Origin of the sequence: Xanthobacter sp. 91, from assembly GCF_000702385.1 — a bacterium.
GTDB classification, from domain to species: Bacteria; Pseudomonadota; Alphaproteobacteria; order Rhizobiales; family Xanthobacteraceae; genus Xanthobacter; species Xanthobacter aminoxidans.
This window is the reverse complement of the sequence record NZ_JNIB01000001.1, coordinates 4,230,698-4,257,616: the sequence shown is the minus strand read 5'-3', so window position 1 is coordinate 4,257,616 and position 26,919 is coordinate 4,230,698. Positions and strand designations below refer to the sequence as shown.

At 63.2% G+C, this 26,919-nt stretch carries 16 protein-coding genes; 8 read left to right on the top strand and 8 right to left on the bottom strand.

Annotated elements, in window-relative coordinates; all coding sequences use genetic code 11:
- Nucleotides 1-6: 6 nt before the first annotated feature.
- From A37E_RS0119900 to A37E_RS0119880, 5 genes are all read right to left on the bottom strand, one after another.
- Nucleotides 7-1,287, bottom strand: coding sequence for a hypothetical protein (locus tag A37E_RS0119900; protein WP_029558223.1), 1,281 nt, complete (start codon nt 1,285-1,287; stop codon nt 7-9).
- A gap of 2 nt (nt 1,288-1,289) precedes the next feature.
- On the bottom strand, nt 1,290-2,138 hold the full coding sequence (locus A37E_RS26120; RefSeq protein ID WP_051679203.1) for a class I SAM-dependent methyltransferase: 849 nt from the start codon (nt 2,136-2,138) through the stop codon (nt 1,290-1,292).
- Nucleotides 2,135-3,460 carry a glycosyltransferase family 4 protein gene (locus A37E_RS0119890; RefSeq protein ID WP_029558221.1) on the bottom strand — a complete coding sequence of 442 codons (1,326 nt, stop codon included), beginning with the start codon at nt 3,458-3,460 and terminating at the stop codon, nt 2,135-2,137. Before A37E_RS0119890 ends, A37E_RS26120 begins: the two co-directional genes overlap by 4 nt.
- Nucleotides 3,385-4,380: an NAD-dependent epimerase/dehydratase family protein gene (locus tag A37E_RS0119885; RefSeq protein ID WP_051679201.1), complete on the bottom strand. Its 996-nt coding sequence runs from the start codon at nt 4,378-4,380 to the stop codon at nt 3,385-3,387. Before A37E_RS0119885 ends, A37E_RS0119890 begins: the two co-directional genes overlap by 76 nt.
- 217 nt (nt 4,381-4,597) lie before the next feature.
- Nucleotides 4,598-6,040, bottom strand: a complete 1,443-nt coding sequence (locus tag A37E_RS0119880) for a glycosyltransferase family 4 protein (protein ID WP_038193433.1) — start codon at nt 6,038-6,040, stop codon at nt 4,598-4,600.
- A gap of 280 nt (nt 6,041-6,320) precedes the next feature.
- Here A37E_RS0119880 and A37E_RS0119875 point away from each other — a divergent pair, with 280 nt between their 5' ends.
- From A37E_RS0119875 to A37E_RS0119855, 5 genes are all read left to right on the top strand, one after another.
- Nucleotides 6,321-7,601 carry a hypothetical protein gene (locus A37E_RS0119875; protein ID WP_156026390.1) on the top strand — a complete coding sequence of 427 codons (1,281 nt, stop codon included), beginning with the start codon at nt 6,321-6,323 and terminating at the stop codon, nt 7,599-7,601.
- A 7-nt stretch (nt 7,602-7,608) separates the two neighbouring features.
- Nucleotides 7,609-8,265: an ABC transporter ATP-binding protein gene (locus A37E_RS0119870; RefSeq protein WP_029558217.1), complete on the top strand. Its 657-nt coding sequence runs from the start codon at nt 7,609-7,611 to the stop codon at nt 8,263-8,265.
- A gap of 2 nt (nt 8,266-8,267) precedes the next feature.
- Nucleotides 8,268-9,083: an ABC transporter permease gene (locus A37E_RS0119865; protein WP_029558216.1), complete on the top strand. Its 816-nt coding sequence runs from the start codon at nt 8,268-8,270 to the stop codon at nt 9,081-9,083.
- Between the two features lie 52 nt (nt 9,084-9,135).
- Nucleotides 9,136-9,978, top strand: a complete 843-nt coding sequence (locus A37E_RS27070; RefSeq protein WP_156026389.1) for a hypothetical protein — start codon at nt 9,136-9,138, stop codon at nt 9,976-9,978.
- Between the two features lie 63 nt (nt 9,979-10,041).
- A complete protein-coding gene (locus A37E_RS0119855; protein WP_029558214.1) occupies nt 10,042-11,172 on the top strand; it encodes a UDP-galactopyranose mutase in 1,131 nt (376 codons plus the stop codon).
- Nucleotides 11,173-11,214: 42 nt separating this feature from the next.
- Here A37E_RS0119855 and A37E_RS0119850 read toward each other — a convergent pair whose 3' ends face one another.
- Both A37E_RS0119850 and A37E_RS26115 read right to left on the bottom strand, forming a co-directional pair.
- Nucleotides 11,215-11,808, bottom strand: coding sequence for a hypothetical protein (locus A37E_RS0119850; RefSeq protein WP_029558213.1), 594 nt, complete (start codon nt 11,806-11,808; stop codon nt 11,215-11,217).
- Entirely contained in the window at nt 11,805-13,925 is a 2,121-nt protein-coding gene (locus tag A37E_RS26115) for a glycosyltransferase (protein WP_051679200.1), read from the bottom strand. The genes A37E_RS0119850 and A37E_RS26115 overlap by 4 nt, the downstream gene beginning before the upstream one ends.
- 471 nt (nt 13,926-14,396) lie before the next feature.
- Here A37E_RS26115 and A37E_RS0119840 point away from each other — a divergent pair, with 471 nt between their 5' ends.
- Both A37E_RS0119840 and A37E_RS0119835 read left to right on the top strand, forming a co-directional pair.
- Entirely contained in the window at nt 14,397-16,499 is a 2,103-nt protein-coding gene (locus A37E_RS0119840; RefSeq protein WP_029558211.1) for a glycosyltransferase, read from the top strand.
- A 154-nt stretch (nt 16,500-16,653) separates the two neighbouring features.
- A complete protein-coding gene (locus tag A37E_RS0119835) occupies nt 16,654-17,790 on the top strand; it encodes a hypothetical protein (RefSeq protein ID WP_029558210.1) in 1,137 nt (378 codons plus the stop codon).
- Nucleotides 17,791-17,870: 80 nt separating this feature from the next.
- Here A37E_RS0119835 and galE read toward each other — a convergent pair whose 3' ends face one another.
- On the bottom strand, nt 17,871-18,884 hold the full coding sequence (galE, locus tag A37E_RS0119830; RefSeq protein WP_029558209.1) for a UDP-glucose 4-epimerase GalE: 1,014 nt from the start codon (nt 18,882-18,884) through the stop codon (nt 17,871-17,873).
- Between the two features lie 654 nt (nt 18,885-19,538).
- Here galE and A37E_RS0119825 point away from each other — a divergent pair.
- On the top strand, nt 19,539-26,915 hold the full coding sequence (locus tag A37E_RS0119825) for a type I polyketide synthase (protein WP_081837694.1): 7,377 nt from the start codon (nt 19,539-19,541) through the stop codon (nt 26,913-26,915).
- Nucleotides 26,916-26,919 lie beyond the last annotated feature (4 nt).

The window sequence follows — 26,919 nt, the reverse complement described above, 5'->3', positions numbered from 1 at the left end:
CGCCCTTCAGCGGCGATGATCGCGAACGACTGCGACAAGAATCATGACGTTGATCCAGATAATCCCGCAGAAGACGAACACGAAGAAGCCGGTCTGCCACCAGATCGGGCCGGCCGACGTCTCCGGCAGGCTTGGCGCGATGTAGACATTGATGAACGTACTCTGTGCCCGAGCCCGGCGTTCCGCCTCCTGCAGGCCTGCGAGGGTTATGGATTGCAGGGTCTCGGCAAACCGCACATCAAGTTCCGATTCCTCGTACGCGGCGAGCGCCGCCACGGCCGTGCTGCTGCCCCCTCCGGAAAGATTCGCCTTGAAGGTGGCGATCTCGCTTTCGATGGCACGGACCCGGTCCCGCAGGACCCCGAGCGTCGGTCCGTTGGGCACTGAGAGGCGCTCAAGCGCCCGGATCTCCCGGTCCGCAGCGATACGCTCCTGCTCAAGCCGGAGCAGGCTGATGCTCAAGGCATCCGCGGCCTGGGCGGGATCGACGGCCCGACGCTTGAGGCGCCATTGCTGCTGCCGCACCAGAGCCTCGGTATAGCGCTTCGTCGCGGCATCGAGCTGTTCCTTCGCGCGGAGAACCGCATCCATCCGCGACTGCGCCGCGAGCTTGTTCAGAACACCCTCGCCGTCCAGGAGAATACGGGCCGCCAAAGTTTGCGCGGCCTCCGGGCTGAACGCCTGGACGCGCAGCAGCACGACTTCCGACCGCCGGTCGACCGTCGCGGTAACATGCTTGCCCCAATAGCGCGCCAATTGCTCCACAGTTGCGTTGCTCCGGAGTGCCGACCAGAAATCGATATCCGGGCCGGTGAAGAACTGCCGCAGCCATCCATCAGCGTCGAGCTTCGCCACATAGTCGAGGCTCGTGACGTAATTGGCGAAAACAAACGGTCCCTGTGCCCGCGAGGCCCCGCCCAGGCCGCCGAGAAGCGCCGATAGGCCGCGCGCGACACTCGCGGCCGCCCCCTTCGCCTCATTGGTGTCCAGGCCATCATAGACCGGCGTGCCAAGGGATTCCCGAATGGCAAGCCGCGCCTCAGAGACGTAGACCGGACTGGCGATGATCGTGCAGTAGACCATGCTCGCCGCGGCTGGAACGATGACCATCACGAGGAAGGTCAGGCGCAGCAGCGCAAACCACCGCGACGAGGCCGTGGCCCCGCTACCATACGTCCGTGGAAGTCTACGCCAGCGCAGCCCAGGCTTGATAAACGGGCGCACCGCAAGGGCCCGGCTGCGCTCGATCAGCGCCCGGATCGGCGGTGCCGCAGGCAATCCAGCCATCCTTACCTCGCCCTGAGCACCACAACGTCCTGAAAGTCATGCAGCGCTCCGATCCCAATATCCACGAGGTCGAAGTGCCGTGTCCATTCCGCCCTTATGTAAGGCTCGGAGATGAATGTGATGCCGTAGTCATACGTGGCGCTCGACAAGTGCCCGCTCTGGCGAATGAATCCATAACAGGGTCCGTTTGCGAACCGGCGTTCCACCTCCTCGAGGCTGGGACGCGGGATGCACAGCATATCGAAAATCATCTCCTCCCCGAGTGCCCGATCCAGAGCGCGCTGGCCATGGATCGACAACATCAGGATGGCCCCGGGCGCGCACACCCTGGCCAGTTCGCCCAGATAGAAGCGGTGATCCGCTTCGGCAAGGTGGCTGAAGACGGAGATGGAAATCACAGCGTCGAAACTGTTGTCGGCGAGCGGCAATCGCTGGCGCGGCTCGGTCTTGATAGCCTTCACATGCCCAAGGTGGCCGTTCAGCCAGGCGACCAGATCGGCATCGATATCCACGCCCACATAGGTTCCCCGGAACCCATGAAACATCCGCGCAATACGACCCGCCCCGACGCCGAAATCCAGAACCGCACGGAAATCCTTCAGGGGAACCGGGCTCAGGGCGCTGAGCGAACGCAGGAAATGCACGCCATGGCTGGCGAAACCGAACGGATCGGTCAACCCGGAGGTCCGGTACATCAAAGGCTCCGGAGGGCACGGGGCGATGGTGCCCTCTGGCGCCCAAATACCATCGACGGGGAGGTTGAGGGCAAGCCAGCTTTCCAGATCGCCGTTGATGCCTTCGCTGCTCGGCGAACCCGCCGCGACCCTGTCGCCCTCAATCGAGATAGTCATGTGGCTTGCCTCTTCGCCTGGACGCTCTCGTAGAAGCGCACAACGTCGGCGGCCATATGGCGTGACGTGCGTTCATATTGCGTCAAGGCACTCATTGCCCGTGCCAGCCCCGGCTCCGCGGCAAAGCGGCCGATGACGCGGGTCAGAGCCGCGTCCGAACCTTGGGTGAACCCGAATCCGTTGCGCCCTTCCTCGATGAACTCGTTCATTCCCTCGACGTCCGAGATCACCACCGGCGTGTGGGTGGCGAGCGCCTGGAGAAGGATCAGCGGACTGTTCTCGACCCAGGTCGATGGGATGACGAGCACATCCATGGCGGCAAGCACCTCGGCGGTCCGCTCGACTGGAAATGTCCCGCGAAAGACGACCTCCAAGCCCTCTGCGAGCTGTCGAACCTCGCGCGCATAGGCGGGGTCCATGGTCTCGTCGCCATAGACGTCCAGTGAAAACTGCTTGGAATCAAGGCGCCTCATGGCGCACAAAAGGAGGTGGAGCCCCTTGTGACGGGCCAGTTGGCCGATGAAGCCAAGCCGAGTGCGGCCGGATGGGCCTGGGGGCTTGTCCGAGCGGTCGATATCGATCCCAAAGCGGCTAAGCTCCAGCGGCACCGTGAGGCCGCTGGCCCGGTAAGCGTTCATCAGGAAACGGGTCGGCGTCAGCGCCCCCGCGTAAGCGCCATAGGCAACCGAGAGGTGCCCCGGCCGCTCCTTCAATGCGGCGACGTTGGCGCGCCAGTTCGCGGGAGCAAGGCGAGGCATCCGAGCCACCGTCTCTGAAACGGCTATGCGCGCGATGCGGCGCCCAAAACCCGCCCGCGCTCCATCATGCGAGAAATAGGCGCAGGCCACGCAATTGGAGCGGCTGCGGTTCGGTCCAGCACAGCGCGTGCCGTCCACCGTGCTCAGCTTGTTGTTGAAGCAAAAGCCGAAAAAGTCCGTGAAGGTGGCAACGACTGGCTTCCCCGTGCCTCTCGCGACATCAAGCAAGGCGGATGTGTGGTTGAGCAGGTGACACACATGGATGATGTCCGGCTGGATCTCGTCCAGGAGCGTACGGTGTACCGTGGCCAGGTCCGGCAGGTGAAAAGTGTCCCGCAGTCCCCGATCTGGAAAACGATTGCGATCGAACCGGATCACTCTGACGCCATCGATCGCGTAACGCTGGATGAAATCCTCTTGCCGCGGCTCCCCCGCAAAGGTCGCCGTGACGACCACCGGCTCATGGCCGAGTGCCAGAAGCTCCCGCGCTAGAGTTCGGGTATAGCTTTCTGTCCCGTAGAAATGTTCTGGGTAGTAGCAATGGACGAATAGGGCGATCCGCATTCCAGTTCCAGATCTGCGCGAAGCTCCGCCAGTACAAGATCAATACCCAGATCCAGGTCGATCCTCGGCACCCAGCCGAGACGCTCGCTGGCACGGTGGATGTCGAGCGTGGAGGTGGAGACATCAAAGTGGCGCGGGGCCACGTGCTGCACCTCAAGGGTCCGGTTCAGCTTCTTCTCGAGTTTGCCAATGACCTCTTTGAGCGAGTGCCCCCTGCCCGACCCCACATTGATCGGACCCGTCACCCGCCGCGCGGCTCCCGCCGCGATGAGCGCACTTACGACGTCGTCGAGATGGACGTAATCACGAACGACCTCGCCACTTCCATAGAGCTGCAGCGCCTTCCCGCTCAACGCGGCGCGCGCAAACAGGGTGACTGCGCCGAGGCCCCTGCTCTCATGCTGGCGGGCCCCATAACAGTTGCCGATCCGTACAGACATGCCATCGACGCCGTACAGATCCCGATACATCTCGATGTAACGTTCCACCGTCAGCTTGGAGACGCCATAGGCGCTGATGGGCCGGGTGGGATGATCTTCGCTGATGGGAAGGTGCTCGGGGGTGCCATAGACGCTGCCACCCGACGAAGCGAACACGATACGAAGGCCAGGCACACCGCGTGCCGCCTCCAACATCCTGACGGTGCCCACCACGTTCTCCAGAACGTCCCGCGCGGGGTCGAGCACCGCGGTGGATGGAATGGACGACCAAGCCAGATGATAAAGGGTGGAAACCCCTTTCAGCAGGTCTCCCCAGCCATCGAAGGTGGCAAGGTCGACGCTCTTCCAAGACACGCCTCGCACGTTCGGCGCGTCCGCCACGCTTCGCGATGTGGCGATGATCTGCGTTTCACGTCTTGCAAGTTCCTGACACAGCCGGCGGCCGATCAGCCCCCCGCCTCCTACAACCAATGCCCCCATCACTGCCTCGCGGCGAGGCGCACCGCGCCTCGCAAATCGTGCGGAACGAAACGCTCCGACAACGCTAGTCCAGATGGGCGGACAGCAGAACCCGCGTGCGTCAGCCGCAGCTCTTCCCTCATCGACCCGCTGCCTTTTCACAACATTAGCGGGCACCACCACCACCCGCAACTCACAAAATCACCCACCAGGGTAAAGAGCGGGTAAAAGGCGACAGCTACGCGCAGGGGGTAATTCGGCTGGCTTGAAGCGCTTCCGCATACACGGTGCCATAGGCTTCGACCATGGTTTCGACGGCGAAGACGCCCGCCCTTTCACGGTTTCGGGCACCAAGCGCATCGACCTCCGCAGGATCGTTCAGCAGCCGAAGCAGGATGTCGGCGAGTTCGGCCCTGTCGGCACCAAGGGTCTGTGAGCCGCCGAGGATTTCCGGCAACGCGCCCACCTTAAAGCCGGCCACCGCATGCCCCATCGCCATGGCGAAGGGAGAGACCTGTCCAAAGCTCTCTCGCACAACGGGGGCTACGAAAATCCGGAACCGGCTGTAGATCTCTGGCAGGTCCCCATAGGGAACCGCGCCGGTGAACTCGAAATTCTGACGAACGCCGGCATCAATGACGCGACGGAGGAAAACCGGGAGCAGATCGCCGTTGCCGACGACGAGGATACGCGTGCGCGGCCGTCTGCGGGCGACGTCGATCATCGGGTCAAGGGAGTCTTCGCTCAGTTTGTCCCGGGTCAGCCGGTACACCATGCCGATCGTATCTTCCGCTTGTGGCGCGAAACGGCGGGGCGCAAAACGATCGAGATCAATGCCTGGATGAATCACCTTCCCATTGGTCACGTCTGGAGCGAAGGTGGCGCGGATATAATTCGACACGAAGAGATACTGCCCCACCCGCGGATCACGCAGCGGCTCGACGGGCGTGTTCACGTTCTGGACGAGGGCAGCCTGCGTCGCGCGGGCCGCGGCCAGCGCGCTGAGATACCAGGGCCGATCGCTCTCGCCCCAATAATGAATGTGGATGATGTCAGGCCGCACCCGCGCGTAGGCCGCGGCAAAGTCCTCCGCCGGCGATCCGAGTGGGACGACGTCCACCTCCATCCCCTCGTGCCGGCCGTGGGGCGGCAGGGCAGCGGTGAGAACCCGCATGTCGAACCGGTGGCCGAGCCTTTCCATCAGGTCCACGACGAGCTGGGTTGAACCGCCCACGAAAACATTCGGGATGACATGCAGCACCCGGGGCCGGTCAGGCAGGGCGGGTTGTTGCAGGCGCACGCGATAGACGACGGACCGCTGTCCGAAGACCAGGCGGGAAAAGTCCCGCATCAGGTTCCGGCCGGCCTTCCCCCAGCGGACTTGCGGCTGCCAGTGGCCCGCTTCATCCCGCCGCAGTTCCGTTCCCGTGGCAACGGCGAGCGTGCCCATCTCCTTCAGGAAGGCAAGGGATGGCCCCGGCTCGAAGATAAGCGTTCCGAGCCGCGCCAGCGGCAGCGGCAGGACCGGCGTCCGCTCCTGCCGGGCCTGCAATTGCTCGATCAAGTGCAAGAGCTGGTCAGAACGGACCTGCATGTCGGCCAGCTGCTGTCGGAGGTCGGCAATCTCTTTCGCGAGGCCGCCCGCTTCTGCTGCCGCAGCCTCGCCCTCCTGACCGGCCACGGTCGCTGGTACTCCTGTGGCAAGATCCATGGCGGCGGGCGGAACGGACAGGCATGGTTTCATAGCAGACGACGGGGTCCGATCGGTATGGCAATGTGTTTGGCGCGGGCAGCATCGCGGGGGAGCGACCTCGCAGGCGCGACATCCTATGGCACCGCTGGAGCACGCGCGCCCCATAAGGTAAGATAGACATGGCAAGCATCGGAATGCTAGTAGCGGCTCTGAAGCGCACTTGAAAGTTGAAGCTCCGACGGAGCGTTACCAGAGGGAGGAAGAGGCGGTGAGCCAACCCGTCTCGCCTACACAGAATTTATCTGTACGCGACGAGCTGACCGAATCGCTGGTGAAGCGCAATGCGCGGGTACGCGAGGAGTTGCGCCAGCGGGCTCGCGAGGCACGAAGGCGACAGCCTGTGGTGCGGCGGGCGGATGCCGGCTTCTGGGGCATCGAGGCGCTTGCCGCCATCCCCCAACGGCTGCCCCTGTGGCCGAGCTTCATCGTCCTCGTCCTTGTACCCACACTGCTCGCCAGCATCTATTTCGTCTTTATCGCCTCGCGACAGTACGTCTCGGAGGCGCGATTTGCGGTGCGCACATCGGAGCATTCCGGGCTGGAGGGAATCGGCGGATTGTCCGCCCTGCAAGGACTGGCCGAGGTTCAGGATTCGCTGATCATCTCCAACTTCGTGAAAAGCCTCGCCATGGTGGAGGCACTCGACGAGAAGGTCGGCCTGCGCCAATTGCTATCCAAGCCCGACATCGACTGGTTTTCCCGCTTCAATCCGTCTCGTCCTGTGGAGCGTTTGGAGCGCGCCTGGCGGGCACAGATGGACACCAGCATCGAGGGTACGTCCGGCATCATCACGGTGCGCGTCTGGGCATTCAGTCCCGAGGATACGCTTCGCATCACCCGGGCCATCGTGAGCCTGTCGGAAGACATGGTGAACAAGCTCGGAGAGCGCACCCGGAAGGACGCCATCGCCCAGAACCAAGCGGAATTGGAACGGGCGCAGGAGCGGCTGCGCAAGGCGCGTGCCGCCATGCGCGACCTGCGCAACGAGGTCGGCGTCATAGATCCGGTGCGGACCAATGAAGGTGTAGACAAGCTCATCAGCGAGCTTGAGAGCGACCTTACGCTCGTGGACCAGCAGATCGGCACCGCGCGGCGTACCCTGAGTCCCGACGCGCCGCAGTTCACCCTGCTGGATGCACGGCGCCAGGCGATCAAGGACAACATCACAACGCTGAAGGCGCGGCTGACCACCCGCACCGGTGCCGCCGGCGATACGCTCTCTGCCGTCATGACCCGCTACGACACGCTGGAGCTGGAACGGCAGATCGCCGAACGCCAGTACACGACCGCCGCCGAGGCGCTGGAGCAGGCGCGGGTGAACGCGGAACGTCGCGGCATGTATCTGGCAGCCTTCGTCAATCCGGTTCTCGCCCAGGAGGCCGACTACCCCAACCGCTTCTGGATGCCGGTGGCGGCAGCCGCGCTGTTCTGTGTGATCTGGCTCGTGATCCTCGCCGGGTTCGAGCTGGCGCGCCAGCTGAGGAGCTAGGCGCGACATGATCGTCATCGATCGCCTCACCAAAACCTATTGGACCCACTTTCAGCGCAAGACGGTGTTCTCGAACATCTCGGTTCGCCTCAACTCCAAGCTCAGCTACGGCCTGCTGGGACAGAACGGCGCGGGAAAGTCCACATTCCTCAAGATCATCGCGGGGACCGAGGCGCCCACCTCGGGTCGGGTCTACCGCTCGGTCCGCATGTCGTGGCCGCTGGGGTTCGCGGGCGGCTTCCACCCGATGATGACGGGGCGCGAGAACATCCGCTTCCTCGCCCGCGTCTATGATGCGGACATCACCGAGGTAACCGACTTCGTGGAGGATTTCTCGGAGCTGGGGCGCGACCTCGACCTGCCGGTGAAGACCTATTCCTCGGGCATGACCTCGCGCCTTGCCTTTGCCGTCTCCATGGCCATCGAGTTCGAATTCTATCTGGTGGACGAGATCACCGCGGTGGGCGACGCGCGCTTTCAGCTGAAATGCTCTCGCGCCTTCGCCGAGCGCCGGGCGCGGGCGGGCATGATCATGGCGTCCCATTCCACCGGCACCATCAAGGACTACTGCAATGCCGGGCTGGTCCTGCAACGCGGACGGCTGATGATGTTCGAGGACATCAACGACGCCATCGAGGTCCATCGCCAGCAGATGGAAGCCTGACCATGAGCGAAACGCAGGCCCGCCTCACGCGCTTTGCCGGCGAGAGCTGGTCCACCGCGCTTTCAATGCATGCGCGCGTGGTGGGCGCCCTCGTCATGCGCGACCTTCAGACGCGGTTCGGCTCCGGCTATGCCGGCTTCCTGCTCAGTCTGGTGATGCCCCTCGGTCATCTCGGCATCGCGCTGGCGATCCTGACGGTCATCGGCCGGATCCCCCCCATCGGCGGACGTCCCCTGACCTTCCTGATGACGGGCATCCTGCCTTTCGTGCTATGGTTCTACTGCCACCGCCAGATGATGCTATCGATCCAGCAGAACAAGCCCCTGCTCTATTTCCCCGGAGTCGATTTCTTCGACATCCTTTTTGCGCGAGCGACCGTCGAGATTGCGTCAGGAACGCTGGTGGTGGTCTCAATGATCTCCACGCTCGCCATTTTCGGCTACGATGTGAGCCCGGTTCATCTACCCGGCTTCACCTATGCACTTATAGCGGCTTGGTTCCTTGGCATCGCAACCGGGCTGATCTTTGCCTCGCTCGGGCTCCTTTGGATGCCGCTCATCATGGCTGGCAGTCTTCTGGGGCCGCTGTTCTGGATATCCTCCGGCGTGTTGTATCTTCCAACCAGCTTGCCAGAACGGCTGCAGACGATCCTTCAATATTTTCCGCTATGCCAGATCGTCGACGGCGTGCGAGTCGCCTATTTCGACGAATATCAAAGTTCGTTTTACGATCCTTCCCTTCTTTTTGTTATTGTCCTCGGCATGTCTTTTTTTGGCTTGGCTCTTGTGGTTGTCGCGCGGCGGATCGGATCCGCATAGAAATGAGCACCTCGTAACCAACCATAAATATACACAACGAACGAGGACTTGAATGACCAAGCCAACCTGCATGATCTATTCATTGGCATTCGGCGCGCCAAAGCCAATGCACCGGTTTATATTCTCCAATTGGGCGAGTGCCGACTTTGCCAATTTTCGCCTGTTTACAGACCAGGCGGAGAATTGGCGTGAAATGATTCACCCAGACACATCAAATATTGAAATAATCGACACTCAATTACTGGATTGGTTTCGTGCATTTTTCCCATACTTCCACGTTTCAAGCCATGCAGAGCTGATCGAAAAATACCCCGATTTTTTTCGTGAGCAATTGACTGGGTGGAACGCTTGCTGCCTCAAGCCTCTCTTCACTCGATTTGATAATACCCCGACGCCTGCGATCTGGGGGTGGGTCGATTATGACGTCCTCCTTAACCCCTCTGCGCTAGAGCGACACCTCATCGAAAACGAGGACAAAGACCTCCTTATGTTCCCTGAAGGGGGCGGCGTATGGGAGCAGTTCAAGCTTTTCCGTTCCAATGTCGACGTGACGGACTTGTGCCAGCGCATAATCGACGCCCCTCGACCCGACCCTGCACCGCTCGATGTAATGGTATCCTACCAAATTCGAGGACTTGGCAGCCCAATGGATGATATCGCCCAAAATATGGTCGCATCACATTGGAAGTATTCTGATTGCGGCGACTTTCCGGAAAATAAATTTGGCGTCATTATTGACAATAACATGAAACTGACGAGCGACGATGGACGCGAAATATTATTTTTCATCGCCGACACAGAGACGAAATATTACACAGAAAATGATGTAAAAAAAATAAGCGAGCAATTAGACAAAGAAATGCAATATAAATTCGATTATGTACCCGCACCTTAGTATCAACACAGGTTTGGCACAAGGCATCGCCTTGCCATGCCGAATCTCAGGGAACAGATTTAAATGGCGAAGGTCCTGATTGTAGGTGCAGGCTTTGCGGGCGCCGCTCATGCGCGCGAGATTGCTGAAGCCGGCCACTCCGTCGAGGTCATCGACACGCGGCCCCATATCGGCGGCAATTGCTTCGACAGCGTCGATGAGACCGGTGTGCGCATCCACCGCTACGGGCCGCATCTTTTCCACACCTCCAACCAGCGGGTCGTGGACTGGCTCTCGCGCTTCACCGAATGGCTGACCTACGAACATCGCGTCGTCGCCCGCCTTCCGGATGGCCGGCTCGTGCCCATGCCGGTCAATCTCGATACCGTCAACGCACTGTTCGGCCTCTCACTCTCCACCCCCGAGGAAGTCGCCGGCCAGCTTGCCGCCGTGAGCGTTCCGCGCGATCCGGTGGTGAATGCGGAAGACCACCTCTTCTCCACGATCGGGCCCGAGCTGACCAACCTCTTCTTCCGCCCTTACACCAAGAAGATGTGGGACATGGACCTGACGGAGATGGACGCCGCCGTGGTCCGCCGGCTGCAGATCCGCACCACCCGCGAGGCTGGCTATTTCACCAACGACACCTTCCAGGCCATGCCGAAAGACGGCTACACCGCCATCTTCGAGCGCATCCTTGATCATCCGGCCATCACCGTGAGGCTCGGCGTGCCCTTCAGCCACGCCATGCTGGACGGCTACGATCATTGCTTCAACAGCATGGCGATCGATGAATTCTTCGGCTTCGCCCATGGCGAGTTGCCGTATCGCTCCATTCGCTTCCACACCACCAGCATTCCGACCGCCGAGGCATCGCCTCACGTCACCATCAATTATACGGATGCCGGTCCCTATACCCGCGAGACGTGGTGGCACAACATTCCGGGCCATCTGGAGGCCTCCGGCCCGCGCGTGCTGCGCACCGTCGAAGAGCCGTGCGACTACCACGACAACAATCACGAGCGCTATTATCCGGTGAAGACTCACGATGGCCGCTTCGATCGGCTCTATCGCGAGTACGAGGCCGAGGCGTCCAAGCTGCCCCACGTCACCTTCATCGGCCGCTGCGGCACCTACCAGTATTTGGACATGCACCAGGTCATCAACCAGTCGCTCCTCAGCGCGGGCCGGTGGATCGCCGCGCAGCCGGCATAGGGGTTAGGTTCCTCGCTGACCCGGCGCGCCAAATTTGGCGCGTCAGCCCGCTGTCCGGGAGAGGTGGCCGAGGCACTTCACCGGCCGGTCTCCGAGCAGGATCCAACAAGCGCTGTCAACGGACGGTACGTCCGCCGCCGGCAGCACAGCGGAAAACCCCCAGCCGATAGTCGGATCAAGACCGAACGTGCCGGCCACGTCTGCGCGGGGAAACCTCTCGCAGGCGATCGTTCGCGTCCCAACTCGGAGGAAAGCGGCCCCACCCATTGCCGCTGGCCCCTTGAGCCAACCTCGCAGCTCAATCGCGCCCCCCAAGGGTGTGACCCGATACACGCCGTCCGCATGGGTGGCGCCCGAGACGATCTCCAGTCGGGCATCCACCTCCTCGTCACGGGTCGGATGATGCAGCCCAAGCAGAATCTTGATCAGCGTGAGGCGCGACGACAGCCGGCTCTCAAGCACATGCACCCTGTTGCCGAGAATTGCCGCGTCGAAACGGGCGCGATCGACTTCCGCCGCCACCTCGCTTTTCTCGCGGGCGGCAACCCGAACGCGATCATTCAGGTTGCGGATGAGCACACCATACTCGATCAGCCGCCGCCGGAACGCACGGATCGTTGCATCATGACCGTTCATTGCGCTGCCGCCTCGATCTGACCCGGCTCTTCGACGCCGAACAGCCGCAGCACAGCTCCCCGGTGCACCTCCGCCGCATGTTTCTGCCGCAGTCGCTCCTGAGCAGCGAGTGCCAGCCTGCGCCGCCGCTCCGGCTCCTCCGCCAGCGCGATCAGCGCATCGGCATACTCTGCCGCCAGCGCCGCATCGTCGGGCCCCGATGGCAGAAGAATGCCGGTTTCGCCGTCGACCACGAACTCCGCAATGCCCCCGACGTGCGGAGCGACGGAAGGCAGGCCCCAGGCTGCGGCCTCCAGCAGGACGTTTGGAAGTCCGTCGAACACGCTGGTGTAGAGAAAGGCGAAATGCTCGGAATTCACCACATCCGCGAAGCGCGCGAACGGGCCCCCATAAGCGATGTTGGGCCTGCCGGCGAACATCGCGGCATCAAAATCAGTCCCGTCGCCACGGACGTCGATCACGATGTCCGATGCCCGAGCGGCAAGCGAATCCGCGATGGCGGCGATCAATTCCGGCCGCTTCTGCGCCACGAGTCGCGAAGCCCAGAGCACCCTCCGACCCACGCCAGCCCGCGGTTCCGACCGAACCGGCTGGGGTGCATAGATCACCGCATAGCGATCGGCGTAGGCGCCGAGCCTGCGCACATCGGCTTCGACCACGCTGCCATTGTCGCTGACGATGCGGAAGAGATGCTCGACATGCGCATCGACGAAGGAAAAGCCCCAGGGCGCCGTCACCTGTTCGCCCTTCACATAGGAGCACTCGTCACAGAAGCGGTAGAAGATCGTTCTGCGTCCGCCGAGAACGGGCGCATAGGCTGAGAAAAAACGCTCCGCATAAACCGACTGGCGCAGATGGATCGTGGCATCGCCATAGGCTTCGATCAGACGCAGGGTTATGAGATCGACGAAGCGGTCTTCAAGATCAGGCCAGATGGCCTTGAAATCGACCACCTCGCACTCAGGCGGCAGGCACTCCATGTTCAGATTGGGGTCAGCCTCCCCGAGCAGCACCAGAATTTTCCGCGCCGGATCGCCTTCGAGAAGCGCCCGCATCACATCCCCAATGTACTTCTCCGCCCCGCCATGGCGCAGGAAGGGAAACAGGAAGATATCGGTGAACGTGGCCGCTCCGATGAGACGGCAAATTTCGAAGTATGCGGCCCCGACCTCGGCGTTGGACCACTCAAGGGCAGTGAAATAGGCGGACTGGTCAATCACGGAAGGATTGACAGCCGGCTCGATGGCATTGGCGGCGAGGATGAATTCGCAGAAGACGGGATTGTCGCTCAGGGGCAGGTGGATCGCCGGACGCAAGGCCGGACGCCTGTCCGCGGCACAATATGTGTCGTAGGCGCCCGCCATCACGTCGAGGAACACGTCCGGGCGAAAGAGCAGTGTCGGCGGTGTCTGGCGTACCGATTTCGCATTCGCCTCATTGAGAAGGCTCCCCCTCCTCTTCCGGTAAAACAGCGCTGTATTGCGAACGACATGGAGGTCCATTCCCCGCGCCACCGCTTCGGCGTTGAAATGCCAGTCCTCGTAGGCATAGCCGCTGCTCACGCGCGCATCTGCATAAGGATGCGCGAGGAAATAGGAGCGCGGACCGAATACGCGCGACACGTAAGGATGGGCGGCAAGGAAAGTTAGCTTGATCTCATCGTCCAACGAATAATACTGGCCGATAAAATCCTGTGCACCAAAGCCGATGAGCAACTCAGGGAACATCAGCGTTCGCTCGCCCGCCACGCTCGCCTGGGCCAGCATCTCGGACAGCATGTTGATCGAAACGAGATCGTCGCCATCAGCCGTGGCAATGAAGGTTCCATGTGCGGCACGGACGCCTGAATTGCGTGCCGGACCGAGCGAACGATGCTCCGTCACCACATGCTCGATGGCCACGAACCCCTTGAATGGATAGGTCCGCGCGATCGTGCTCGTCAGTGGATCGGTCTCGTCATGCACGACGACGAGTTCGCAGCGATACCCGAGATCGCCGGCGTAGAGGGCAGCTGCATCGAGCGAGGCTAGGCTGCGCGTCAACAGATGGCGCTCGCCATGCACAGTCAACACGATGGAGCAATCGAACGGCGCGACGCCCTCCCGGAGAAAGCTCATATGACCCGGCCCCCGACCACACCCCAACCAACCCTGTTGATTGACCGTTGGTCACCATACGAGGCGCCCAACGTACAACTCGGGAGAGATATACCGGTGAGGTTGCAGCCGCAATCAACCAGCAGCCTCCGACATCCCCGCGCGGGGCGCGGCGACGGTCTTCCCGACCGCTGGACGTGCCTGCCCATGAGGCGCATTGCGTGGTAGCATGCTGCGCCCATCCGCCGCAGATCATTCCGTCGCCTTGACGGAACGGGCGAAACCTAAGAAGTCTACAACCCCATTCCGAGACCGGTTCGTCGATGACGCAAGTTGCCGTGCAAGCATAGCGCTGATGCAAGTGCCCAGAGGATGTCTGATAGTTCGGACATGTGTAGAGGCAAAAAGACGCCAGGTTGCAACAGTTATAATTTTGCCAAACAACCATGCGACGGTGAGGTCATTCCAGAGATCTGAAGCGGGGATATTACATTGAACGCCTGGTACTTCACTTTCGAATATCCGCCCGATTTTGGAGGCGGCCTTTCGGAATACATGCGCCAGATTACAAATCTATATCTCAAGAACGAGACCCATTCCCTCGCAATATTTGCCATTTCCCATTCGATCGATGGACTTTATCAAGAGGAATGGCTAGCCGACAACATTATCCTGATTCGCATCAATCCCAGGAAGTCGTGGCATGGGGATGAGATTGGCGAATGGGTTTCGACCTCGCTTCAGTTCTCCCGGATAGCCGAACTTCTCGCCTCCCGGGCGGGCGGTCTGTTCGCGCGCCTCGGACGTCCGTCGTTTCTCGAATTCGCCGACGGCTTCGGCATCGGCTACGTCACGATCCAAAATCGGCTGTGCCTCAACAGATATCTCAAAGACATCCCGATTGTCGTCACGGCGCACACACCGACCTATTTCATCGACCGACTCGATCAAAGGCCGATCTATCGCCTGCCCGCCTATTGGCACGGCACCATGGAGCGATGGTGCATGCTTGCGTGTGACGGGCTCGTCTCACCCTCGCAGGCTCTGCTCGATGAATTGAAGCCCGATCTGCTCACCGACTTGCCTCGGCATACGGTGATTCCCAATCCATATGAGCTCCCGCCGCCCGGGGCCGCCCCCGGCCCCAGGATAGAATACGATCACGTCTATATCGCCTCGCGCCTGACCTACTGGAAGGGCATCGAACATGCGATTCGCGGCATGTCCCTGCTCTGGGACCAGGGCGTTCGCACGCCGCTGAAGATCTACGGATCAGACACCCATTTCAGTCCGTCTGGTGGGTCCTATCTCACTTTCCTGCAGTCCCGTTTCTCCCGATATTTTTCGGACGGGCTGATCATTTACGAAGGGCTGCGACCGCGATCCTATATTGAGCAGCAGGCGCGCACCGCCTATGCCCAATTGCACCCTTCGGTATTCGATAATTTCCCTTATTCCCTGCTTCAGGCCATGGGGGCCGGGCAAGTCTGCATCGCCGGCAAGCGCGGCGGCATTCGCGAAATTGCGCAGGACAGGAAGTCAATCTACCTCTGCGATGTGGAGAACCCGCGCAGTGTGGCCGACGCCGTCTCCCAAGTGATCAAGCTTAAGCCCGCGGCGAGGGCCGCCGTTGGCGCTGCCGCAAGGGCAGCAGTCGCCGAGCATTGCGACCCCCAGAAATTCTTCGCTGCCAAGAGCGCCTTCGTCGAGACACTCTCGACGAGCCGCACACACTTCCCGTTCTCGCTGCCGTCAGATGTATCCGGGCGTGCGAGCCACAGCCAGATTGAAGGGGACGGCCCGCGACTGTCGGTTGTCATCCCCTATTTCAACATGCACGAGTTCATCGACGAGACCATTGCCAGCATCCGGAAAAGCCATCTTGAGGATTGCGAGATCATTCTCGTGAATGACGGCAGCACCAGCCCCGACGCGCTCGCCAAGCTTGACGGCCTCCATCGGCGCCACGGGCTCGGACCCGAAGTCCTCCGCATCTTCAACGTTCCCAACGGCGGCGTCGCGGCGGCCCGCAATTTTGGCGCAGGCCACGCCAAGGGCCGCTACCTGACGCTGCTGGACGCTGACGATCTCGTTTCGCCCGCCTACTACGAGCAAGCGACTGCAATCCTCGACCATTACGAGAACGTCGCATTCGTGGGATGTTGGATCGAGGATTTCAATGAGTCCGGCAGGATCCGGCATTGGGCCACATCGAATGCCGAGCCGCCCCTTCAAATCGTGATGAATCAGACGAACTGCCAATCTCTTGTCTATCGTCGGGAAGTCTTCATCGAATTCGGGCAGCATGACCCGGATTTGAGAATGTTCCTTGATGACTGGGAAGGCGTAATCAAGCTGATCGCCAACGGCCAGTACGGAATAATGATCCCGAAGGCCCTGTTTGAATACCGCATCCGGAGCAATTCGATCTTCCGGACCAAGGTCAATCTGTGGGACCTCAATTTCGAGAAAATCACCTCGAAACACAAGGCTCTCTACGACCGCTGGGGCGCCGAGCTGGTCGCCTTTCTCAATGCGAACGGTCCCAACAATTTCTACCATGTCGCTGGCAAGCCCAGCACGCTCCAAAAGTGATCCAGGCCCTTGCGGCCCGGGGGGATCGGGGCACGGGACCAAGCCCCCTTCCTGCCTTGTCGCTTAATTCGGGTGCCCGGCATGTCCCGGCCCCTCTCATCCGGACCCGATACGGGACATCCGAGCCAGCATGAATATTGGAAGGAAAGCTTCCGTGAGTGCGATTGACGCCAAGACCCTGTTCGCCGCCTCCTTTATGAACGGGCTCGCCCTGGTCGGGGACAAGCCTCGCTTTTTCCGTCAAGGGATCGATCTCACCCCTAACGTCCGGGTTGAGTTCGACGCCCAGCCGGGCCGCGAATCGGGCATCCTGATCTCGCGCAAGTCCTTCAATGGCAACGTGTTCATTGAGATCGAGCCCCGCAAGCTGGAAGACGCGAACTGGCTGACGATCGAAATCACCCTCGATATCGACGATGTTCGGGAGACTTCGACTTTCGTCTCAATCCTGGATGCCTTCTCCGTCAAATCCGTTTCGGTCTTTTCCGTCCTGAGAGTCACATATCCCGATGGGCGGTGGGTGGATTTCTCTTCCGCCGAGCTGGAGTTCAATGCCACATCCACGACCCACGCCTTCCCGGTCGTTCTCTCCCAGAAGATTCAGGACGCCCTGGCAGGAGCGTCCGGCGCAAAGCTGATCTTCTTCATCGAGAGCCGCTCGACCGTATTCGGCATCTCCGAGGTTAGAACGATAGGCATCCTGCGGGACGCGAAGCTGCTCGCGATGAGAGCGAGCAGCGATTTGTTGACCCAGCTAGAGAACCGGACGCTTGAAGGTGCCCATCGGGCGGAGCTTTCGACCGAAGCCTTGACGATAGATGCCGCAACCCGGCGCGAGGTCGCGTGCTACGCCGAAGTCGCCCCGAATGTCTGCTTCAGCTTCGGCCCTGCCGCGGAGGAGGCAGTTGCCCTCTTGAAGATGGACGACAACATCGTCGTCGATCTGACGGGATGCGCGGATTCGGACTGGCGGACGATCGAGTTCCTGTTCCATCCGACGTCCGTCGGTGCCTGCAGGGGGCTCTTGATTGATATCCAGTCCAGCTATCTTCCGCAGCCTTCGGAGGCCATCCTCGAGGGGGTCTTCCGGATATTCGTCGAGGATGGCTACCAAGATATCAGCCTTGGAGGCATAGCCATCGACACGAATGGCACAAGGACGCAACAGGCCTACCCGCTCGATCTCACGGCCTTCCAATCCAACAGGTGCCGCCTGATCCTGTTCGTGCCCCCCACGTACGCCAGCCTCCTTTTCAAGTCCCTTGCCGTGACCCTGTTGCAGGTCAAGTGACAGACACGCGGAGGCTTGAAGCGGAAATCCGCAAGCCTCCGCCTGATGGCATCAGCAATCCGACCAGAAAGGCGCCCCGTTCAGACGGTCGCCACCTGAGGGGATTGCTGCGCCTTCCCCCGTCCGAGCCGCCGCTCCCAGGCGAGTGCGTGGCGAACGATGGTGGGCAAATCGTCAAGCAGAGGCTCCCAGCCCAGTTCGTCACGAATGCGCTGCGCGCCTGCTACAAGCGTCGCCGGATCGCCGGAGCGCCGTGGAGAGATCTTCACGGGGAAATCCACCCCGGACACCTGCTTGACCACTTCAACGACGTCCCGCACCGAATAACCGCGGCCGTAGCCGCAATTAAGCGTCAGGTTTTGCCCCCCCGCGCGCAGCGCATTGAGCGCGGCCACATGGGCGCGGGCCAGGTCCGAAACATGGATGTAGTCCCTGATGCAGGTTCCATCGGGCGTGGCATAGTCGGTGCCGAATATCTCCAGCCCGGCCCGCTCGCCAGTTGCCACCTGGCTCGCCACCTTGATGAGGTGGGTGGCCTGGCGGGAGGACTGGCCGGCGCGGCCCTCCGGGTCAGCCCCCGCGACGTTGAAATAGCGAAGCACCGTGTATTGGAGGCCGTGGGCCCGGGCGGTGTCTGCCAGCATCCACTCGCTCATCAGCTTCGAGCGTCCGTAGGGATTGATGGGGGCTGCCGGATGATCCTCCGAAATCACACCCGCGCCAGGGTCGCCATAGACCGCAGCCGTAGATGAGAAAATAATGCGCTTCACCCCAGCGGCCACAGCGGCTGCGAACAGGCTGCGGGTCTTGGCCGTGTTGCCGAGATAATAGCCAAGCGGATCGGAAACCGAATCTGGAACGACGATCTTTGCCGCAAAATGAATGATTTCCGTGATTCCGTATTCGGCGACGAGGCGCGCAACGAGCGCAGCATCACTCACGTCGCCCACCACCAGCCGGGCGGCTGGATGCAAGGAATCTGCGAAGCCGGTCGAGAGATCGTCGAGAACGACGACGTCCTCGGCACGGTCGACCAAAGCGAGGACGACATGGCTTCCGATATAACCGGCTCCGCCGGTAACAAGAATGGACATTCCTAACCCACAGCACCAAGGATCAACCAACGCGCGCATTCTTGCCCGACTCACGCTGGGTCGCAAGGAGGGCTCCCATGCCAGCGTCCTTGTAGCGGTTTTCCCAGCACCCAGCACCACCGACCGCCGTCATATCAACCGGTGGCAATGCGTTAATCTCCTGTCCCACGGCTTTGGACGACAGATGACACGAAGGGAGCGGGAGAGAATTTTTATGTCTCCTACGTATAAAGTGGGATATGGATTTTCTTTTTCCATTAAAAATCGGAACATACAGAAGTATTTCTTGAATTTTGACCCACTATTTCGTCATTTTTAATTATCACACAAAACTAAAATAAGGATGAAAAGGCTGGATTCACGAACGTTGCAGCCCAACCTGGCACGTCAGATCGCCCTCATTGATTGCATCCGGTTTTTTCTCGACCTGACGGGCTTCGCACGTTATAGCTGACCCACGGGCGATGCGAGGGAGTTCATGCTCAGGTCAGGGCAGAGTACTTCGGCGTCACACGAGGCCGCATCGGGCGGAGCCGCAAGAGACAAGGCTGCATCGGGGCTATTCGCGCCGAAGCGCCGGAGTGCGCGCACCAAACCGGTGGTTCTGTCGTCTGTGGAAAATTGCATCTCCATGACGCTGGAATCTGCCCAAGCATGGCTGCGTACCCGAGCCCTCAGACCGTTTTTGACCTTTCGATAATTGGGCATGCCTGCCGCCTCCCCGGGGCCAATGACATGGCAGGGCTGTGGTCGCAGTTGATGGCCGGCACGTCCGCCGTCAGCGACCTTCCCCAAGGTCGCTGGCCAGTGGACCGGGGGCAGCACCCCCGTAAGAGCGAGCCGGGTTTCTCCTATACGTTCGCCGGCGGCTACATCGACGACCCGTTCGCTTTCGACCCCAGCGTCTTTGGCATCTCCCCGCGCGAAGCACAGCAGATTGATCCGCAGCAGCGTCTTCTGCTCGAAGTTGTGTGGGAAGCCCTGGAAGATGCCGGGCTCTCACCTTCCGCAACGGCACGTGAGCCCATCGGCGTTTATGTGGGCGCGTCGAACGTCGACTACCAGACGGCCGCATCGGGTGATCCCGCGGCCATGGAAAGCCATTTCATGACAGGGAATTCCCTGTCCATCATCTCTAACCGCGTCTCCTACATCTTCGATTGGCGAGGCCCGAGCTTCACCGTCGATTCGGCATGCTCGTCCTCCTTCGTCGCCCTTGCCCAGGCGGCCAAGGCGCTGCGTGCGGGAGAGATCGATACGGCCGTCGTGGCAGGTGTGAACCTGCTGCTGTCGCCGGCGCCCTATATCGGCTTCTCCCGTGCATCCATGCTGTCGCCCACGGGGCGCTGTCGCCCCTTTTCCGCAGGAGCGGACGGCTATGTGCGCTCGGAAGGCGCCATCGCCATCGTGCTGCGCCGATCAGACGTCGCGCGGGCCGCGGGCAACCGTTCCCATGCCACCATCGTAGGGGCGGGTGTCAATTCGGACGGCCGCACGTCCGGCATCTCGTTGCCTTCGGTCGAAGGCCAGAGGAGCCTGATCGCCCGCATCTATGAAGACCTCGGCATCGACGGCAGTGCGCTGGCATTCGTCGAGGCCCATGGTACGGGTACGCCGGTCGGCGACCCCATCGAGGCGGAAGCCATCGGCAGCGCCCTGCGTCATGGCCGTTCCACGCCCCTGCCCGTCGGCTCGGTGAAGTCCAATATCGGCCACCTCGAATGCGTGTCGGGCCTGGCCGGCCTGGCCAAGGCGACGCTGGCGGTCAAGCACGGCCTGTATCCGCGCACGCTCCATCTCGATGGACTCAATCCCAATATCGCATTCGACGCCCTGAACCTTGCGCCGGCTGCGGCGCACGTGCCGCTCGACCTGCAGAAAACGCCCTTTGCCGGTGTCTGCAACTACGGCTTCGGCGGCACCAATGCTCACGTCGTCCTCAAGGCAGCGGCTCCGGCGCCAGCGCCATCCGAACCCGCATCCGACGCGCGACTTCTTGTGGTCTCCGCCAAGTCCCAGGAAGCCCTTCGTGCCCTTGCGGAAAGCTATGCGTCGCTCCTCGATCAGGAGACCGCGCCGGCTGCCACCATCGCCGGCGGTGCACGCTATCAGAGAGAGTTGTTCGACACCCGCTTGGCCGTCCCCGTCGGCCCGGGACCGGACGTGGCGACCCAACTGCGCAGCTTCGCGCGCGGTGAAAAGACAGAGATCGCGGTCGGCAAGGCGCCCGCGCGGTCCGGCAAGGTGGCGTTCCTCTATAGCGGCAATGGCAGCCAGTGGGTCGGCATGGGTCGCGCGGCACTTGCCCGAAACGACGCTTTCCGCACGCACTTCGCGGCTGTCGATGCGGCCTATCAAAAGGTCGCTGGCTGGTCGCTGGCGGAAACCCTGGCCTCGCCTGCCCTCGCCACCCAGATCGAGAAGACCTCGGTCGCCCAGCCCCTGATCTTCGCCATCCAGATTGCCCTTACGGCAGCCCTTGGCGAAGAAGGCATCAAGCCGGACGTCGTGCTTGGTCACAGCGTGGGCGAGGTGGCGGCGGCCATGGTCTCGGGCGCTCTCGACCTCGAAGCGGCGATCCACCTCATTCACCACCGCAGCCTGCGGCAGGAGATGGTTGCAGGTCGCGGCCGGATGCTCGCGCTCGCGACGTGCGAGGAGCAGGCCGAGGCGTTCCTCGCCTCCCTCGGCCGCCAGGATCTGAACATCGCCGCCGTCAATGGCCCCCGCTCCGTCACCCTGTCCGGCACCACCGAGGCCATCGCGTTGGCGGAAAAGTCCGCGCGCCTGCAGCGGATCGCGACCGTCTCCATCGGCGTGGATTATCCGTTCCATTCGGTGCTGCTCCATGTGGCGCAGCAGGGCATTCTCGATGACCTCAAGTCGTTGAGGCCCGGCGAGACGCGCACGGATTTCGTCTCTACCGTCACAGGTGGCCCGTTGGCCGGCACCGCCCTCGATGCCACCTATTGGTGGCATAATATCCGGGAGCCGGTGCGCTTCTCGGATGCGGTGGTCGCAGCCGGCCGGCTCGGCGCCACGCATTTCATCGAGATCGGCCCGCGCCCCATCCTCACCGGCGCAGCCACAGAGACGCTCCGGCAGGCGGAACTGCCGTCTGAGTGCATCTCCAGCCTGTCCGAGCGCGACGACACCGCTGCGGGCGATCCGGTGCGCGCCATCGCGGCGCAGGCCTTCGTGCGCGGCATGGAGATCGACTCCGCGCGGGCGTTCGGACCACCGACCGCCACGCCCCTTCCGTTGCCGCATTACCCCTGGCAGCGTCAGCGCTTCGTGATGGCCAACACCACGGAGGCGCTTGAGCTTTACGGCCGCATGTTCGGTGCTGCCCCGTCTCATCCGTTGCTCGGGCGCCGGGTGAGCCAGAACGTGCCGGAATGGCGCGGCTTTGCCGACCACGAGATCGCCCCCTATCTCGCCGACCATCGCGTGGAAGGCGAGGTGGTGGTCCCGGCGGCCGCCATCGCCGAGATGATGCTGGCCGTGGGACGTGAAATCCACGGCGACGTACCGATGGAGCTGCGCGACTTCGACGTGCTGCGCGCTCTCTCCGTGCCCGAGGGCACGATGCGCGAGATTTCCACCCGCTTCGACGAGACCACGCAGACCTGCTCGGTCTGGGCGCGCCGTCGTCTCAGCGGCGCGGAGTTCCTGCTGCACGCCATCGGGCGGGTGGTGCCGGCCACCGGAACGCCGGTGCTCCAGCCAGACCCCGACCCGGCCCGCCTTCGTTACTCCGACGCCGCTGATGTCTACGCGGCCGCGACCAGCTGCGGCCTCAACTACGGGCCCAGCTTCCAGCGCGCCGTGGCGGTGGAACGCGACGGTGACAGCGGCATCACCACCCTCGCCGCCGGCACCCTGCCGCTGGGGCTGTTCACCGACCGGCACATGATCGATCCGGCCGCGCTCGACGCCTCGCTGCACGCGCTCTTTCTCGACGCGCATGTGGTGGACGGGGAGACCCGCACCAATCTCCCGGTCCGCATCCGCTCGCTCCGCCTCTGGCAGCCCGGCGTGGCGATCGCCAAATCCGTCACCCACCGGACCCACGAAAGCCGGTTCACCACCTCCGTCGACATCACCCTCCATGCCGCCGACGACAGCGTGGTCGCGGACGTGCGGGGACTGGTGCTGCGCGAGGTCGTGCTCTCCCGGCGCAGTGACGAGGAGCGGCGTTTCCGCGTCACTTACGACGCGCTGAGGCAGGCATCGGCCACGCCTGCGGGCGCGGTCGATCTCGCGGGCGTGCCTGCCGAGCCGCTGGATGCCTTCCTGCTGCTGCGCGGCTTTGTGCGTTCCCTCGTGCGCGAGACCATCGTCGCGCTGGCGGGGGGGCTCGATGTCGTGCCCGCACGCCTCATCGCCGTCGGTCGACTGGCGGCCGAGGCGGAGGGACGCCTCACCGCGCTCATGGACCAGTTCGCGGCGACCGGCCTGGCCGAGCGAACCGCGGAAGGCTGGCTCATCACTACGGCCGAGTTGCCGCCGTCAGATCTGCTCTTTCGTACGCTGGCCGAGCGTTATCCCGAGGCCAATGCAGAAGTCCGGCTCGCGGCCCAGCTGAAGGCGACGCTGGCACCGCACCTCGCGCAGGGCGCTTCTCTGGAGCTTCCGCCTTCGCTCGCCGACCTCGTCGCCGAGGACGGCATCGCTTTCTCTGCCGGCCTCGGGGCGGTCCGGGCGGCGGTGGAGGAGCGCATTGCAGCCTGCGCCCCCGTGCGTCCGCACATCCTGCTGCCGCGTCCCTGGACCGCCGGCCTGGTGCGCACGCTCCTCCCCTTCGTCCGCGAAGGCCTTGTCCAGGTGACTTTGGCCGGGGCGGACGCAGCCGGCTTCGAGAAGGTGACGTCGCGCACAGGAGCCGGTGATCTCTTCTTCCTCGACACCGCAGCCGCGGGCGGGGACGAGGCTCCCGACTTCGCTCCGGTCGATCTCGTGGCGGGGCTCGCGGCCCAGGCGCCCTTCGGCGGCGATCCGGCCGAGGCTGCGCGCATCGGCGCAATCGCCGCAGGTGCCCGGTGCCTCGTCGCCGAGCCCCCCTTCGACGGGCTCCTCGACGTCCTCGTTTCCCCGCAGCCGGCCGGCGCACAGCGAGGACAGATCGAGGTCCTTCTCGCGCACATGAACTGCGCGCCGGTAGAGGCGATCTCGCTCGCCGACGGCCTCTCCACGGCATTCAGCGGCCCTGTTGCGGCCCATTCGGACGGGCGGATGGCCGGTCCCGTTCTGGTCCTCGGCGGTAGCGGCACGGATGCGTTCGCCCAAGCGCTGACGCGCGATGGCGACACCATCATCGACGACCTGATCCTTCCTTCCGTTGAGCGGTCCGAAGCACACGGGACGGTCATTTTCCCCGTCGCGTTCGAGCCCGCCTGGGCACCCAGGGCCGCGCTGGTGCAAAGGCTGCTCGACCTCAAGCGCGTGCTGGAATGGGCGAATGCGAGCACGGGCAAGCTGACCCTTTGGCTCGTGACGGCCGGCGGCCGCCAGCTCGCCAGTGAGACCGTCGATCCCGCCGCCGTGGCCATCTCGGCCTTCTACCGCGTAGCGCTCAACGAGCATCCAGGCCTCGATCTGCGCCTCGTCGACGTAGATGCATTCGACGCCGAGGCCGCCCGCCGCGTGCGCGAGATCGTTGATCTCGACAGTGCCGAGGCCGAGCGTGTCTCCCGCACGGATGGCGAGTTCGGCGTGCGCGTCCTGCGCGGCGAAGCCATCGCCCGGGAAAAGGTGTCAGACACCCGGCGGGTTCAGCTCGACGTGCCCCAGCAGGGCGCCGTCAGCTCCATGGAATGGGTGATGCGCGATCGCGTTGCGCCTCAGGGCGACGAGGTCGAAATCGAGGTGGCAGCGACCGGCCTCAATTTCCGCGACGTGATGCTGGCGCTCGGTGCGCTCGACGACGATATCCTCGGCCCTGGCCTCACCAGCGCCTCGCTCGGCTTTGAATGCGCCGGGACGGTGGTCCGTGTGGGTCCGCAGGTTAGCCATCTCGTCGTGGGAGACCGGGTGATGGGCTTTGCCCCGGACGCCTTTGCCTCCCACGTCACGGTGCCCGGCTGGTTCGCCTTCAAGGTGCCGGATGGTGTTTCGGAGGTGGCCGCGGCCAGCATTCCGGTGGCCTTTGCCACGGCGTGGTATGGCCTCGTCGAATGTGCGCGCCTGCGCGCCAACGAGACGGTGCTCGTCCACGGCGCCGCCGGTGGCGTCGGTCTTGCCGCCGTCGAGATCGCTCTTGCACGCGGCGCACGCGTGATCGCCACCGCAGGCACGCCCGAGAAGGCGGCTCTGCTCAAGGGTCTGGGCGTCGCCGCGGTCTACAATTCCCGGGACGTTGATTTCGCAGCGGAGATCGAACGCGACTTCGGCAAGGTGGACGTGGTGCTGAATTCGCTGGCCGGTGAAGCCATGACGGCCAGCCTGCAGCTGGTGAAGCCGTTCGGCCGCTTCGTGGAACTCGGCAAGCGCGACTTCCTCGCCAACACCAGCATCGGACTGCGGCCATTCGCCCGCAATCTCAGCTATTTCGGCGTGGACCTCGACCAGCTTCTGGCACACGACCCGGAACGCGCCAAGGCCATGATGCAGGACATCAATGCCGCCTTTGCGTCCGGCGCGCTCCGACCCATCCCATATCGGCTGATGGACGGGGACGAAGTGGAGGAAGCCTTCCGCCAGATGCAGGCAGCGCGCCACGTGGGCAAGATTGTCGTGCGTCCCCCGATGCATGGCAGGGTGCGTCCGCAGATGCCCGCGCTCGCGCTGCGCGAAGGCGTCCATCTCGTGCTGGGCGGCAATGGCGGCTTCGGGCTTGAGACGGCCCTGTGGCTGGCGGCCCAGACCGCCGGCACGGTGGCCATCGCCTCGCGCTCTGGCGTGCGCGCGGCCGGCGATCTTTCCCGCATCGAGGCGGCCCGCGCGGCCGGCGCGCGGATCGTTGTCGAGCAGGCGGATGCCCGCGACGAGGCGGCGCTTGAGGCTCTGGTGGAGCGGCTCGTCGCCGCGCACGGCCCGCTTCGCAGCGTGGTCCACACCGCCATGGTGCTGCGCGACGGCGCCATTCCCAACCTTGATGCGGAGAGCCTCGACGCCGTTCTGGCGCCGAAGGTCGATGGCGTTCTGACCCTCGACCGGATCACCGAGAGGCATCCGGTCGACCATTTCGTCGTCTACTCCTCCGCCTCGGCCATGATCGGCAGTCCCGGCCAGGGCGCCTATGTCGCGGCCAACGCCTTCCTGGAAGGCGTGGTGCGCAACCGCCGCGCGCGCGGGCTTCCGGGCCTTGCGGTCGCCTGGGGTGCCATCTCCGACGCCGGCGTCATCGCCAAGGACCAGGAACTCGGCCAGAGGCTGACGCGGGCCACCGGCGTCGCCGGCATCGCCTCCGCCGAGGCGCTCGGCTTCCTCGGCCGGCTGATGGCGCAGGGCATGGCGGCGGATGTGGTGAACGTCTATGCGCAGGTGAACCGCACCGCCATCGCCAGCCAGCTGCCGGTGCTGCGCACGCCCACCTTCCCCCGCCTGTTCTCTTCCGCGGCCGATGGGGCAGCGGGGAGCGGCGAGGATCTGATGGAGCAGATCGCCGGTCTCGGCGATGCGGAGGCGCGCGTGCTTCTGCGCGAGGTGCTGGGCCGCGAGGTCGCCGGCATCCTGCGCCTGCCGCCGGACGCGGTGACGGGTTCGGCGGCGCTGTCCGAACTCGGCATGGATTCGCTGATGGCTCTGGAGTTGCGCCTGACGCTGGAGAAGAAGTTCGGCTTCGAGCTGCCCCTGCTCTCCATCGGCAGCGGACGCACGCTGGACGATCTGGCGGCCGTCGCATTGTCGAGCCTCAGGACGCCCGAGAACGCCGAACCTGCCGAGACAGCCGCCTCGGCTGTGGTTCTGGCTCCCGAGGAAGCCGCTCTTGCGGCCCGGCACGGCGTGCGGCTCGACGCGGAGTCCATCGAGGCCCTGACTGAGATGGCCGCGGCATCGCCGCGCGACACTGCGGGGACAGGTTCGTGAGGCC